This is a genomic window from Pseudalkalibacillus decolorationis (assembly GCF_024609785.1).
Taxonomy (GTDB): domain Bacteria; phylum Bacillota; class Bacilli; order Bacillales; family Fictibacillaceae; genus Pseudalkalibacillus; species Pseudalkalibacillus decolorationis.
On the sequence record NZ_JANHJQ010000052.1, the window covers coordinates 1 to 15,294 of the forward strand.

The 15,294-nt window shown below is 40.4% G+C and carries 13 protein-coding genes; 11 read left to right on the forward strand and 2 right to left on the reverse strand.

The window, feature by feature from the left end:
* The first annotated feature begins 858 nt into the window (after positions 1-858).
* The 8 genes from yhbH to NON16_RS24795 all read left to right on the forward strand — a co-directional run bounded on the left by yhbH (position 859) and on the right by NON16_RS24795 (position 9,743).
* A complete protein-coding gene (gene yhbH, locus NON16_RS24760) occupies positions 859-2,028 on the forward strand; it encodes a sporulation protein YhbH (protein WP_257352235.1) in 1,170 nt (389 codons plus the stop codon).
* 353 nt (positions 2,029-2,381) lie between these two features.
* Complete coding sequence (locus tag NON16_RS24765) at positions 2,382-3,209, forward strand: ComEC/Rec2 family competence protein (RefSeq protein ID WP_257352238.1); 828 nt, start codon at positions 2,382-2,384, stop codon at positions 3,207-3,209.
* A 111-nt stretch (positions 3,210-3,320) separates the two neighbouring features.
* Positions 3,321-3,752, forward strand: a complete 432-nt coding sequence (locus tag NON16_RS24770; protein ID WP_257352242.1) for a CBS domain-containing protein — start codon at positions 3,321-3,323, stop codon at positions 3,750-3,752.
* Between the two features lie 310 nt (positions 3,753-4,062).
* The gene (locus NON16_RS24775) at positions 4,063-4,725 is read left to right on the forward strand and encodes an HAD family hydrolase (RefSeq protein ID WP_257352243.1); all 663 of its coding nucleotides are present in this window, start codon (positions 4,063-4,065) and stop codon (positions 4,723-4,725) included.
* 10 nt (positions 4,726-4,735) lie between these two features.
* A complete protein-coding gene (locus NON16_RS24780) occupies positions 4,736-5,131 on the forward strand; it encodes a VOC family protein (RefSeq protein ID WP_257352246.1) in 396 nt (131 codons plus the stop codon).
* Positions 5,132-5,217: 86 nt separating this feature from the next.
* Positions 5,218-6,765 (forward strand): bifunctional GNAT family N-acetyltransferase/carbon-nitrogen hydrolase family protein, encoded by a 1,548-nt coding sequence (locus NON16_RS24785; protein ID WP_257352249.1) that lies wholly within the window; start codon positions 5,218-5,220, stop codon positions 6,763-6,765.
* Positions 6,766-7,110: 345 nt separating this feature from the next.
* Positions 7,111-8,850, forward strand: coding sequence for a phospho-sugar mutase (locus NON16_RS24790; protein ID WP_257352250.1), 1,740 nt, complete (start codon positions 7,111-7,113; stop codon positions 8,848-8,850).
* Between the two features lie 566 nt (positions 8,851-9,416).
* On the forward strand, positions 9,417-9,743 hold the full coding sequence (locus tag NON16_RS24795) for a YnfA family protein (RefSeq protein WP_257352253.1): 327 nt from the start codon (positions 9,417-9,419) through the stop codon (positions 9,741-9,743).
* On the opposite strand, the gene NON16_RS24800 is transcribed toward NON16_RS24795, so the two are convergent.
* A complete protein-coding gene (locus NON16_RS24800) occupies positions 9,744-10,322 on the reverse strand; it encodes a YitT family protein (RefSeq protein WP_257352254.1) in 579 nt (192 codons plus the stop codon).
* A gap of 340 nt (positions 10,323-10,662) precedes the next feature.
* Here NON16_RS24800 and NON16_RS24805 point away from each other — a divergent pair, with 340 nt between their 5' ends.
* From NON16_RS24805 to NON16_RS24815, 3 genes are all read left to right on the forward strand, one after another.
* The gene (locus NON16_RS24805; RefSeq protein ID WP_257352256.1) at positions 10,663-11,232 is read left to right on the forward strand and encodes a cysteine hydrolase family protein; all 570 of its coding nucleotides are present in this window, start codon (positions 10,663-10,665) and stop codon (positions 11,230-11,232) included.
* Between the two features lie 253 nt (positions 11,233-11,485).
* Positions 11,486-12,895 carry a SpoVR family protein gene (locus NON16_RS24810; protein WP_257352258.1) on the forward strand — a complete coding sequence of 470 codons (1,410 nt, stop codon included), beginning with the start codon at positions 11,486-11,488 and terminating at the stop codon, positions 12,893-12,895.
* Between the two features lie 187 nt (positions 12,896-13,082).
* Positions 13,083-13,649: a plastocyanin/azurin family copper-binding protein gene (locus tag NON16_RS24815; RefSeq protein WP_257352260.1), complete on the forward strand. Its 567-nt coding sequence runs from the start codon at positions 13,083-13,085 to the stop codon at positions 13,647-13,649.
* Positions 13,650-13,820: 171 nt separating this feature from the next.
* Here NON16_RS24815 and NON16_RS24820 read toward each other — a convergent pair whose 3' ends face one another.
* Positions 13,821-15,014 (reverse strand): molybdopterin-dependent oxidoreductase, encoded by a 1,194-nt coding sequence (locus NON16_RS24820; protein ID WP_257352263.1) that lies wholly within the window; start codon positions 15,012-15,014, stop codon positions 13,821-13,823.
* Between the last annotated feature and the right edge of the window lie 280 nt (positions 15,015-15,294).

Genomic DNA, 15,294 nt, shown 5'->3' on the forward strand with positions numbered 1-15,294 from the left:
AAATCATTTGATTGGGATAAGTTCAATCTATTTCTTAGAAAATATCCATTGTCGAAGCTACGAGTAAAAGTGAACATATACGATCTTAGAAGCGAATTAAGCTATATTCTGTAAATGATGATGGAGAAGAGCCGTGTGCGGGAGTACCGCTCGCACGGTTCTGTGAGGGGGGCGGAGCACAATCCATAATGGAAAGGCTCCCTCCTACTCGACAAAATACTTTCTATAGCATTAAAAGTAGCAATGAGTTTTTCTACAAGGACATAAAAAACATATTTGATGAAAAACATGCCGATTTAACAGCTGTTCTCAAGATAATTCATCCCGAAATTCCGGAATTCAGCCGACCAGAGAATAATTCATCCGTAAAATCCAGAATTCGTCCGAACTGAGAATAATTCATCCGTAAAACCTGGAATTCATCCGGAGTTTCCGGAATTCAGCCAGTATTGGGAATAATTAACCCGAAGTTTCCAGAATTCGGCCGACCAGAGAAAATTCATACAAAGATTTGAGACTCCAGGGCAATAAGGCAAAATTATAGCTTTAAGAATTACAGTACATCCTTTGTTCCGCTTAAAGAAAGAATAAAATTTAGAATCCTCAAGGCCGGTTTATCATTTTTTAACCTAAATTGTAATATACATAGACAAGCGTCCTTTTTGTAAGAATTAATTAGCAATTCTGAACATTTACCGCATAGGATAGAGTAATCCCCGTATAGTTCGTAATAAAAAAGGATGTTTGAAAAAAATTGAAATTTGCTATTTATTAGCAAAACATCTTCTTTACAGTTTCAGGTTTATCGCTTTTGCACTGTACGAGGACACGGAAATATTAATTAAGGAGGGGAATCATTTGACCGCCAACAACAAAAATAATTTCGTCGTGTCACAGGAGAATTGGTCCCTCCATCGTAAAGGCTATCAAGATCAACAACGCCATATGGAGAAAGTACAAGATGCCCTCAAGAATAATTTACCCGATTTGATCAGTGAAGAAAGTATCATCTTATCCAATGGACATGATGTTATCAAAATCCCGATTCGTTCCCTCGATGAATATAAAATTCGGTACAATTACGATAAAGCAAAGCATGCCGGACAGGGAGACGGGGATAGTCAGGTCGGTGATGTCATTGCCCGAGATGGAAAGCCGAGCGATAATAATGGGCCTGGCAAAGGAAAAGGTGCAGGAGATAAAGCTGGCCAGGATTACTATGAGGCAGAAGTATCATTGCTTGAGCTAGAGGAATTACTTTTCAAAGAGCTAGAGCTTCCAAATTTAAAGCAGAAAGAACAAGATAACATTATCAGAGAGAAGGTTGAATTTAACGACATTCGTAAAACGGGTCTTATGGGCAATATTGATAAGAAAAAGACAATTTTAACAGCGTATAAAAGAAATGCATTAAAAGGTGAAGCTGCTATCATGCCGATTATTCCAGAGGACCTTCGCTTCAAAACGTGGAATCAGGTCGAAAAACCTGAATCGAAAGCAGTTGTACTCGCTATGATGGACACTTCAGGTTCAATGGGAATTTGGGAAAAATATATGGCAAGAAGCTTTTTCTTCTGGATGACTCGCTTCCTTCGCTCAAAATATGAAACCGTAGAAATTGAATTTATTGCGCATCATACTGAAGCAAAGGTTGTCACAGAAGAGGACTTTTTTTCAAAAGGTGAGAGTGGTGGTACGATTTGTTCCTCCGTATATCGAAAAGCGTTAGAGCTTATCGATGATCGTTATGCGCCAAGCCGTTACAACATTTATCCGTTCCATTTTTCTGATGGAGATAACTTAACAAGTGATAATGCAAGATGCATCAAGCTCGTTCAGCAGCTAATGGAACTTTCAAATATGTTTGGGTATGGTGAGGTTAACCCATATAATCGGCACTCGACCTTGATGAGTGTATACAAAAACATTAACGATCCTAAATTCAATTATTATATTTTAAAGGAAAAACGGGATGTGTACCATTCAATGCGAAGCTTTTTCAGTAAAGGTGAGCTAAACCCAGCGTAATGCATCACCCTTCATCAAAGGATGGAGGGATTTTTATGGAAAAATAATCTCCCCTAACCTACATACACTAAAGAAAAGCGCAAGCGCCCTGTTAGCCACGAAGGTCACTGGAAGGCCATCGAGGAGGCTGTTGCCGCCACAGAGGGACTGAAGTGATCCGAGAGGCTGGGCGCTGGAGCTAGACATAAAGAAAAGCGCAAGCGCCCCGGTAGCCACGCAGGTCACTGGAAGGCCATTATCTTATTAAAGAAAACTCGGCTAGTGCTAAGCTTAAACGCAGGCGATCGCCTTAGTTGCGCTGATACCTTAAATCAAACGAACAGGGGGCGGTTACATTTCGAAGCCTATCTATTTTGATCATTCTGATATTATTTGTGCTCTTTCCGCAACCTGCTGAAGCACTATGGAAAACCAATCTGGAGTTGCATTTCATAGATGTAGGACAAGCGGACTCCATTTATATGGTTACTTCAAATGGAAAGCATGTGCTAATTGATTCAGGGGATGAGCATGACGGCGAAAAAGTTGTTTCTTATTTGCAGGAAAAAGGCGTCGAGCATCTTGATTTAGTTATTGCGACGCATCCTCATCATGATCACATTGGAAGCATGGATATGATTCTTAATTCCTTTGATGTGGATGCACTCTATATGCCAACTGTTTCTTACCATACATCGTATTACAAAAGGTTGATTAACTCAATTGAGCGTTACGGTATTGTTGTTCATGAGGCAAAGGCTGGCGTTAAGGTAAAGCTAGCTAGGAATATTACAATCGAGTTTGTTGCACCTGCAAAAAAACGGTATAAAATCTTAAATGATTACTCATCCGTGATTCGGGTTCATCATAATAAAAATACGTTTTTGCTTATGGCAGACGCTGGGGTAGTAACCGAGCGCGAGCTGTTAAAACGTGTTGATGATAAACCAGTGGACCTTATAAAGGTCGCACATCATGGCGCCAATACTGGGACAACAAATGAACTGCTTAAACGGACAGACCCGAAGTACGCCATTATTTCTGTGGGAAGAAAAAATAAGTATGGTTATCCTTCTAAAGAGGTGCTTAGCCGATTGAAAAAGCATGATATTCAAATTTATCGGACAGACCAACTTGGAACAATCATTACAAAAAGTGACGGTAAAACTTTGAAGTTTATCACAGAATTTACTCAGTCATGATTTGAATTTTTCCGAACAACATAGATCGCAATGAGATTTAAAGCAGAAAAAAGAGGAAAAATAATCTGTGGGAGCCGAGGCTACAATATAGGGGAAAGGAGGATTTGCCCAATGAGAGAACAATTACGAAACATAATGTCCAACAACGTCGCTTCAGTTTCATCACAACAATCACTTCGGGAAGCTGCGGCTTTAATGAGCCAGTATAACGTAGGTTCATTACCTGTAGTTGAGAACGGTCAGATCCGCGGTATAATTACCGACAGAGATATTACCCTCCGTTCAACAGCTCAAGGATTAGATGGGAACACACCTGTATCCCAGTGTATGTCATCCCAACTAGTTTCCGGTAACCCGGACATGGACGCGCATGAGGCTGCACAACTTATGTCCCAAAACCAAATTCGCCGTTTACCTGTTGTGGAAAATAATCAAATCGTTGGTATGGTTTCACTAGGTGACCTAGCTACGAAAAATGTTTATCAAAATGAGGCAGGACAAGCACTTTCCAGCATTTCTACTCCTTCTCAAACACAACAATAACCGTAAGATTGTAATAACATGAATAGGGAGCAGATTTTTGAAGATGACACAAATGAGGTCTAGGCGATTTCCAATAACAGCATTTCAAATGTTGTTGGAAACGGACTAAGTTAAGGCCTTTATAAAGTCATCTAAAGTCTGCTTCCCTTTTTGTATGAATTTGTACGAAAAAAATTCAAGTTGGGACACGGGGAAAACTACCTCCAATGCACATACCTGAGTTTCGCCGCAACCAAGTTAAACAATTATTAAATACTCTTCATTATTTGATAAAATAGGATTAGGAAACAAAAAGGAAAGTGGGGAAATTATGATTAAAGCTGTCGTTTTTGATTTTGATGGAACGATTTTGGATACAGAAGCGTGTGAATACGAAGGATTACAAACGGTGTATAAAGAATACGGAGCGGAATTGCCAATAGAAGTTTGGGGAGAGTGTATCGGAACACACGCGAATTTTTTCGATGCGCATGAGTACTTGGAAAAACAAATCGGTCAGCAACTGGATCGAGAGATGATCAAACAAAAGCGGAAAGACCTTTTTGCAGAACGGATTGAAAATGAAACTACACTTCCAGGTGTTATTGAATATCTTGAGGCCGCAAAGCGTCTCGGATTAAAAATTGGGCTTGCATCAAGTTCTAAATATGAATGGGTTTCTTCTCATTTGCAAAACCTTGGAATACGTGATTATTTTGAATGCATAAAAACGTCTGATGATGTTGAAGTCGTAAAGCCTGATCCGACCCTGTATCTTGAAGCGGTCAAATGTCTCGGGATAGAACCTGAAGAAGCGATTGCATTTGAAGATTCGTCTAATGGTGCTAAAGCAGCTAAGAAAGCAGGTCTGTACTGTGTTGTTATCCCGAATTTGGTGACCCGTCACTTAACCTTTGAAGACTTGGATTTAAAGCTTGAATCTCTAGCTGAATTGAAATTAGAGGATATGATAAATCGGTTTTCAACCAGGTAAGGAGAGGGAAATGAAGGTAAAGGGGTTTAACCACATTACATTGATTGTTGGGGATTTACCCACATCACTGGGGTATTACGAAAGAATACTTGGTTTGAAAAAAATTCACCATGGTAATACCGATGCCTACCTTGAATGGGGAAACGCGTGGATCTGCCTCATGGAACGAAAAGAATATTTACAAAAGGACCAGCGACAAACACGAGGTGTGGACCACATTGCCTTTTCAATTGCAGAGGCGGATTTTGACGAAGCGGTCACTAAGCTGATTGAACATCAAGTCCAGATTGTCCGAGGACCTGTCGAAAGAGGCGGTGGACGTGTGGTGAATTTTCTAGATCCTGATGGAGTCCAACTTGAGCTAAATACATCTAATTTAGAAAAGCGGATGAAAGATTGGGGTTAAGCGCACCTCTAAGCACATTACCATCACCTGGGATAGCATTCCCTTGTTGTCGTTCTTAATGTGGAATTTGAGAAAGGAAGTTACATATGACATCAATAGATGAATCAAGGTTTGAGAAGAAGATGATGTTACGGACAATCCGAGAATTAGATATTCCTGAAATTCTTCAGCTTCAAAAGCTATGTTTCCCGAATATGGATCCATGGAAGCCAGACCATTTAGAAAGTCATCTCGACATTTTTCCTGAAGGACAGTTTTGTGTCGAATACGACGGGCAAATAATAGGGACTTGTTCGAGCTTAATCGTGAATTTCGATGAATATGATGAAAAGCATACATGGGATGAAATTACAGATGAAGGATATATAACGAATCACGATCCTGAAGGCTATAATCTTTATGGAATCGAGGTTATGGTTCATCCTGATTTTCGAAGAATGAAAATTGGCAGACGACTTTATGAGGCTAGGAAAGAGCTTGCAGAAAAACTGAACCTCAAAAGTATTATCATTGGAGGTAGAATTCCAAATTATCATAAACATGCAGATGAAGTTTCACCAAGGGAATATGTTAAACAGGTTGTACTTCATAATATTTATGATCCCGTCCTTACCTTCCAGTTGATGAACGGGTTTACTGTAATGCGAATTAATCCATCGTACCTCCCTGACGATAAAGCGTCCAATTCGTACGCGACTCTGATGGAGTGGAATAACATTGATTATCGTCCAACGTCTAAACGTCATTTTAAGACATCATTTCCTGTCCGGATTACAACAATCCAGTATATGATGAAGCAAATTCATTCTTTTGAAGAATTTGCGAATCAGGTGGAGTACTACACAGACGTTGCATCCGATTATGGTTCGGATTTTGCCGTTTTTCCTGAGATTTTCACGACACAGTTAATGTCATTTCTCGATGAAAAAAGTCCGAGTCAAGCCGTCCGTCGATTAACGGAGTACACGGAGGATTACATCGAATTATTCAGTGAGCTTGCTGTTCGATACAATGTCAACATTATCGGTGGATCACACTTTGTTGAGGAAAATAACAAAATTTATAATATTGCCTTTTTGTTCCGTCGTGATGGGACAATTGAAAAGCAGTATAAACTCCACATTACGCCGAATGAGCGAAAATGGTGGGGAATTAGTCCCGGTGACAAAGTAAATGTATTTGATACAGACTGCGGGAAAATTTCAATCTTGATTTGCTATGATATCGAGTTTCCTGAACTTGCTCGTTATGTAACCGATCAAGGGGCTCGAATTATTTTCACCCCGTTTTGTACAGATGACCGTCAAGGATATTTACGTGTTCGTTATTGTTCACAGGCCCGGGCTATTGAAAACCAAGTGTACACGGTGTTAGCAGGGACTGTTGGTAACTTAACACAAACAGAAAATATGGATATTCAATATGCCCAGTCTGGAATCTTTACTCCATCAGACTTTACCTTCCCACGTGACGGGATAGTCGGCGAGTGTAATGCAAACATTGAAACCGTTGTTGTTGGCGACGTCGACCTTGAGATTTTACGACGCCACCGCCGTTCCGGTAGTGTGATGCATTTACGGGACCGCAGGAAAGACTTATATGAAGTGACCATGAAAAAACAAGATAATGAATGAGTGTTTGTCTAAGAAAAGCGCAAGCGCCCTGTCTAGCCACGAAGGTCACTGGAAGACTGACGAGGAGGCTGTCGCCGCCGCAGGAGGTCTGAAGTGATCCAAGTGGCTAGGCGCTGCAACTAGACAGTACATCTATGCATCAAAAAGTTATACTTTCTTTACTTATAAAAAAAGATAATCTGTCAGTTCTCCGTTTTTCGAGATTATTTTCCGGGAAATGTTGTCAAATGCTGTCCGCGCTTTTTGGTATAAGTTGTTTTCGACAAGTTAAAAGTCTGGAGTGGTTGAGCTTGAGATTTTTCGATACAATGAAAAGGAACTGTATTGGATGATTAGGAGGAAAACATGGGCTGGAAATTAAACTATGAACGGTGGAGACATTTTTCGCAATTAGATACTGATTTACAACGGAAGTTGGATAGTATTGGGGAACAACAAGAACAATTAGAAGAGTGTTTTTATAAAAATTTAGAATTCGGTACTGGTGGTATGCGCGGGGAAATCGGTCCTGGCACAAATCGAATGAATAGATATACAATCCGGAAAGCATCTGAGGGACTTGCACGATATATAGAGAAGCACGGAGATGTAGCAAAAGTGCAAGGGGTTGTCATTGCTTATGATTCCCGTCACAAATCCCCTGAATTTGCAATGGAGGCAGCACGTACGTTAGGATATCACGGAATTCAAACGTATATTTTCGATGAACTGCGCCCTACACCAGAATTATCGTTTGCTGTTCGATATTTAAATGCCTTTTCTGGGATTGTGATCACAGCAAGTCATAATCCACCTGAATATAACGGTTATAAAGTGTATGGTGAAGATGGCGGTCAGCTTCCACCAGAGGCGGCAAATGACGTCATTCATCACGTCAATGAGGTCGAAAATGAGCTTGAAGTAAAGATAGCTAGTGAAGAGGAATTAAAGTCTACTGGTCTCTTAAAGATCCTTGGTAAGGAGATCGACAAGGTCTATTTAGATAAGCTTGCTAGTATTTCAGTAAATCCGGGCGTAATCGAAAAGGAAAGTGACTTGAAGATTGTTTTCACACCGTTACATGGCACGGCAAACAAACCAGTAAGAGAGGGTTTAAATGCCTTGGGGTTTAAGAATGTAACGGTTGTAAGTGAACAAGAGTTGCCAGACCCTGAATTTTCGACGGTTGCTTCCCCTAATCCGGAGGAGCATGCTGCATTTGAATTGGCCATGCAATATGGAGAACGAGAAGATGCTGATATCCTGCTGGCAACAGACCCAGATGCTGATAGGGTTGGAGTTGCAGTAAAGAATCAACAGGGCAAATATATCGTTCTAACAGGGAATCAAACAGGTGCATTACTCTTAAATTATTTACTAAGCCAAAAGAAGAAGCAAGGTGTACTGCCTGAAAACGGAGTCATCCTGAAAACGATTGTCACTTCAGGGATGGGTGGGACAATTGCATACAAATATGGCGTAACAACAGTGGATACACTAACTGGTTTTAAGTTTATCGGTGAAAAGATCGAAGAATACGAAAAGTCGGGCGAATATTCATTCTTGTTTGGATATGAGGAGAGCTATGGCTACTTAATCGGTGACTTTGTTCGGGACAAAGATGCAGTGCAGACGTGCTTAATGGCGGCAGAAGTGGCAGCCTACTATAAGTCAAAAGGAATGACCCTTTATGAAGGTCTACTTGAAGTATTTGAAGAATTCGGCTTTTATCAAGAAGGCCTTGAGTCTTTGACGTTAAAAGGGAAGCAAGGAGCAGAGCAAATTCAAAGTATTCTTGCCACGTTCCGCAACCAGCCGCCTTCAGAATTTGGTGGTATTCCGATTTCAGTCATTGAGGATTATCAGAGCAAGGAGCGCCGTTTCATAAAACAGACACGTATGGAATCGATTTCGCTCCCGCCATCGAATGTGATCAAATATTTACTTGAAGATGGCTCATGGGTTTGCTTAAGGCCATCAGGTACAGAGCCTAAGATAAAGTTCTATTTTGGTGTACAGACTTCATCGTTAGAGGAGAGTCAAGAACTTCTCACAAGGTTGAAAGAAGATGTCATGAGAAAGGTAAAGGCATTCGTAGCAAAATAGAAAAGGAAAAAAGGGCTGACTAAATGTTCGCCCTTTTTCTCAGAAAGTATAAAATTTACTGCATAGATGCGATGTCTAGCTCTAGCACCCAGGTGCGCAGATCGTCGCTTCGATTCCTCCACAAACACAAAAAGCGTGTTGTGTTGCAGAATCTCCAGCGCTTTCACTCTCAAGCATAAGGGCAACTAAGGCAACCGCTTTCGCACTGCTCGGCGCTGGCCAAGTTTTCTTTATCGCACCTGAACAGGGCGCTTCCGCTTTTCTTGATAATTTCACACCTTGTTCTTAAATCCCATACTGTTAATTCTGCCAGAACCTTTACATACATAACACGTCTTCCTTTTTGTAAAGAAGGATGTTACTTGACCTGACCCTATGCACCTCGGACAAATGACACGGATCGCCATTAGTTTTCAGCACCTGCAGAATAGTTATTAATCACGAACACATTCATGGGCTCCTTTCTGTTTGATTAGGACGAAAACAACGAGCCAAAAAACATTTCTTCTATTATTCTATGTATTTTTCCAAAAGTTAAACATTGTCTCATTAAATGGAGTGAAGATATGCTGCAATCAATTATCTTGTTCATTATTGCGGGAATAGCTGAAATCGGTGGCGGTTACTTAATCTGGCTATGGTTAAGAGAGGGTAGCCCATCCTGGTACGGATTACTCGGAGGTCTTATTTTAGTTGGGTATGGAGTGATCCCGACATTACAAATGTTTCCGACGTTTGGAAGGGTTTACGCAGCATACGGTGGCGTTTTTGTCGCGATGGCGCTGCTTTGGGGTTGGGTTGTCGATGGGAATATGCCTGATCGATTCGATTGGCTTGGCGGTTTTATTTGCCTTATTGGAGTTGCCATCATCTTATGGGCTCCAAGGTCTTGATCAATGGGAAGGGGCAGCGGTCTTTGTCATCGTTATGAAGGTTGTTGTTAAACCAACTGCGATAATGGTAATCACGGAATATAGAAACGATTCACCTCCAAGAAGGATTCCTCCACAAATAATGACCACAGCATCAAGCAGGAATATAATAACCCCAACGTTAATTTGAGTGACGTTCGATATCATCTGTGCGAGCAAATCTGTTCCACCCGTGCTTGTCTCTTGTTGAAGCATGATTCCAATCCCCGTACCTACAAGAAATCCTCCGATCAAGGCACAAAGTAATAAGGGTGGATGAGACCAATGGCGAATTGGAGCGAGCATGTCGATGAAAAAAGATGAGATTAACATACCATGTAAGCTATTATAAAAGTAAGAACGATGGTAAAACCAAGCCAGTCCATATAAAGGCAAGCTTAATAGGATGATTACCATGCCAGGCTGAAGTCCCCATGTGTAATTGGCGATTAAACTAATCCCGATAATACCCCCATCAAGAAGGTGGTGTGGGGCAAGCAACCCATTAATTCCAACGCCGACAAACATACTACCAATTATGATTGCACATATTCTTTTCACGTTACGTCTCTCCCCACATCGATCCTTTATAAATGAATATGTACAAGTCTAATGATATATGAGAGAGGAAAAGAAAAATCAACTATTCGGGAAGCTAGCATTAATGATTTACCTGAAATCCTTGATGGCATGATATGTATTTTTATTTTAAGTAAAGAAAGTATAACTTTTTGATGCATAGATGTACTGTCTAGCTCCAGCACCCAGCCACTTGGATCACTTCAGACCTCCTGCGGCGGCGACAGCCTCCTCGTCGGTCTTCCAGTGACCTTCGTGGCTAGACAGGGCGCTTGCGCTTTTCTTATAAAATTGAGAGAAATTCGTTAGAGGAGGAATTGAATTGGTACAACTAGCGCAAAGCATACCTATTATCGTAATCGATGTTCAAGTAGCGTTTAATGATCCGAGTTGGGGTAGAAGGAATAACTATGATGCAGAAAATAAAATTTCGAAACTTATACATTCCTGGAGGGAAAATAAGAGACCCGTAATTTTTGTTCAACATGTCTCTGAGAAAGAAGAGTCAGTATTCTATAAACAAGGGGACATGGTTCAGTTCAAAGAGGAAGCGCAACCTGAGGATGGTGAGGTTGTCATTAGAAAATCTGTAAACAGTGCTTTCATTGGGACAGACTTGTTGGATAGATTGAAAGCCATGAATTGTGAACGTGTTGTAATTGTGGGACTCACAACGAATCACTGTGTAGAAACGACAACACGAATGGCTGGTAATTATGGCTTTAGTCCAATCCTTGTTGAAGATGCATGTGCGACATTCGATAGACACGGCCTCGATGGAACAAATTTCACTGCAGAACAGATCCACGAGATGACTTTGGTTAATTTGAATGAGGAATTCGCAGAGATCGTTACGACAGAGCAACTTTTACGACAATTTTCAACTCCTTAATAATTGCATAACGGTTCTTTCGTTTGAGGTTCATGTTTCGCTATTTATGACATACATTGTCTTAAACGGATGTTCAAAAAGTATCCAAGAGCTCATGTACCTGCATCTACAAGTATACCCTTGGATGTAAGCTTCCTCGGTACAACTCGTAGCATACATGCATGTACCGCTCGTTGATAAACTGCGAATTTCTTCGTTTTCGATTATCTGATTCGTCTACTTTTTGAACTCAATCTTTAAAGGGGGAGCAGGAATGAGCCTCGATGAACATAAGGAACTGGTGAGAGCGATTGATGAAATAACGGAAATTGCAGAGGGCTTTGGACTGGACTATTATCCGATGCGTTATGAAATTTGTCCTTCAGATATTATTTATACATTCGGTGCTTACGGTATGCCAACTCGATTTTCCCATTGGAGCTTTGGAAAACAATTTAATAAGATGAAGCTACAATATGACCTTGGCTTAAGTAAAATTTATGAGCTCGTCATTAACTCAGATCCTTGCTATGCCTTTTTGTTGGATAGTAACACACTGATTCAGAACAAGCTGATCATTGCTCATGTTCTAGCACACTGTGATTTCTTTAAAAATAATGTCCGTTTCTCAAATACGAGAAGGGACATGGTTGAAAGTATGACGTCGACTGCTGAACGAGTCGCAGCTTATGAACATGAACATGGAAAAAAAGACGTCGAGAGTTTCTTGGATGCCATTTTATCAATACAAGAACATATTGATCCTTCAATCATGCGTCCGAAGCTCAGTTACGATATGAACGAAGAAGAAGAGGTACTTGAAAAGAAGGGAACTCCTTATGATGACCTTTGGAACATCGACGACTCTAAAGCAAAAAAGGAACAACCGAAAAAATCAAGGCGAAAGATTCCACCACACCCTGAAAAGGATTTGCTCCTATTTATTGAGGAGTACAGCAGTGAACTGGATGATTGGCAGCGTGACATACTCTCGATGATGCGTGAAGAAATGCTATATTTTTGGCCACAGCTTGAAACAAAAATCATGAATGAAGGTTGGGCTTCATTTTGGCATTCAAGGATTTTACGAGAGATGGACCTTGGCAGTGACGAGGTTATTGAATTTGCGAAACTGAATGCAGGTGTTGTCCAACCTTCTCGGACATCGATTAACCCTTATTACCTTGGCCTCAAAATATTTGAAGATATTGAAGAAAGGTACAACAATCCTTCAGAAGAGTTGATTAAGCAAGGGGTCGAGTCTGGTAGTGGCCGAGAAAAGATGTTCGAGGTTAGAGAAATCGAATCGGATATTTCCTTTATACGAAACTATTTAACGAAGGACCTATGTGATCGTGAAGATTTATATTTGTTTCAAAAGCAGGGGAAGGATTATCGGGTTACGACAAAAATGTGGGAAGAGGTTCGCGATCAACTCGTCAGCAGTCGCGTAAATGGTGGCTTTCCGTATATTACTGTAACCGACGGAGATTACTTGAGAAATGGTGAGCTTTATCTGGTGCACCATTATGAAGACATGGAATTGGATGTAAGGTACCTTGAAAAGGTTCTTCCATACGTGCATCAGCTTTGGGGAAGATCGGTACACCTTGAAACCAAGGTTGAAAATAAAACAGTTGTCTTCACGTATGACGGCAAAGGTGTGCATAAACGAAATCTTTAAGTACAAATTAGGGAGGGCCATTTCGGTTCTCCCTTTTTACATGTATAGGGACTGGCTTTTCTGTATCGGTTTATTTGCTCTAGTTTATGTTTATTTATTTTACAATTCAAGTGACCTCGTAGTAAAAATGATCCATAACCCATAACTAATCGTTTACTTAACAACAGTGAATGAGAGGATGTTACAAATGGGGATATGGAAAAACGCATTAATCATACTAACGATGGTATTGCTGACTAGTGCTTGTAGTTCAATGGATTCGGAAAAGCCGGCAAACGAAACTACTAATACATCGGAAGACCAGGGGCAGGAAAATATGGATAACGCTGAAAAGAGTAATATGGAAAACGGGAACGAAGAAAATGACAGCATGGAAAAAAGCAATGAAGAAGGTACTCAAGAGGAAAGTAGTAGTGAGGGAGGAGATAAGAAGAAAGAAGAGAATGACAAGTCAGAACCTGCCAAGGAAGGTGAAGAAGTTACATCTGATATTGCGTCACCTCTATTGAAAGAAGGGGAAACCGTCACATATAGTTTTCCGGAAAAGGGAGTTTATAACGTTCATTGTGACCCACACCCAATCATGAAAATGAAGATTACTGTTGAAGAAGGTGCAGAGACTTCTGAACATCTAGAGTTAGAAATTAAAGACTATGCATACAGTGAAAAGGAAGTCGTTATTGCTCCAGGTACTTCTATCACATGGACCAATAAGGATTTTGCAGAACATAATGTTGCGATTGTAGTTGAATAGGTTTTAATATTATTTAAAGGCAGTGTTCCTCGATCGGGGGAACACTGCCTTTTTCGCACGTATTCTAACTCCGACAGTTGTCTATTAAAGGAGGGATCTTGCACATGTAAAAGTAACTCAAGTTTGGCTGATAAAACTTGAGTCTTAATAATTTCCATTCTGTTAAGTTGCTTATTTCCGGACCCATGCATCTGTATCATAGCCTCTAAGTTGCCAGTAGCCGAGGTGCGAGTTATCAATTAGTTCCATTCGAACTAGCCATTTCACTGCCTTATATCCATACATTTTTGGAACAATCAGCCGAACAGGACCACCATAATCTGATGGAATTAACTCACCATCCATCAGCATTGCAACCATCACATCATCCATATTTCGAACTTGATCAAGACTTAGCGAATCTGTGTACACACCATCTCCGGAATAAAATTTCACGTATTTCGCTTTTGATTTTATCCCAGCCTTTTTCAATAATTCGGATAAAGGAATCCCCTCATAGGTTACCTTCCTAACCGACCAGCCTGTGACACAATGGAAATCACTAACTTGAACTTTTCGAGAAAGCTTTACAAATTCATTCCATTTAAATTTAACGGGTCGATCAACTAGACCATCGATTGTAAAGGACCAATTTTCCTCAGTATAGGATGGGATCTCCGTTACAGTATAGACTCTGAAATTGCCATCATATCCACCGCCTCTAGGAGGATTTGATCCAGGTAAGGGTTGGGGTGGTGGATTCATATTGTTTCGATCATTTGCGATAACCTTTTTTAGTGATTGCCCCCCGTCATCAAGCACTTGTTTTAGCCATTTGAAAAAGGATGGTCCAATAAAAATGACGAAAGCGGTACCTGCAACCATTTGGACAAAGCCCCTTCGCGAAAGTGGAATCCTCGAACCTTTATCCGAGTCAGAGGCAGCTGGGAATTTAGATCGACGTTGCTTCTGAACCCAGCGAAGACGGGTAACAGAATGGTAAAGGATTATTGGAATTCCAACCCATGTAAAAATATCATGAATAAATAGGGCTGATTGTGCCGTTGGTGCTGAAACATTTTCCTCGAAAACGAGTACAATGCCACTCACTGACCAAACAAATATAAACAATAAAATCGTCATCAAGTTAATGCGCTTTCCTTGTTGTTTTCGTATCCGTTTCCAATGCTTTTGAAAGTATGGAATATAGAGGATCAGCACAAGAATCGAAACGATCCCGACTCCAATGTGAACCTGTTTAAGCCCAACACGTATAGGTGCAAGGAGCCCACGCAAGGAAGGGAGGAATAAAAGAATGCCGCTTATCATTAGAAAAACGACAATCCATCCGTTATAAGTATGTATTCGTTTAAGCCTTTTCCACATAATTCTCACCTCTTATACAAGTTGAACTTATAAAGTAATCGTATAAAAAGACAATTTGGATCATATTTGAAAATGTTTTTCTTTATTATAACGTAATTGAATCAATTTCATAATTCCATAATTTAAATAGACACAGACTTACAGAAATCAATTTTTTCATAATTTTTTTCAGTTTATGCTGCTGCTTGTTGTTGATTTAAACTGGCATTGATACGGTCTACAGCTAGTTTTGAAGCATTATAAACTAAAGTCACCAGGTCAAAATGGACTTTCGCACGTT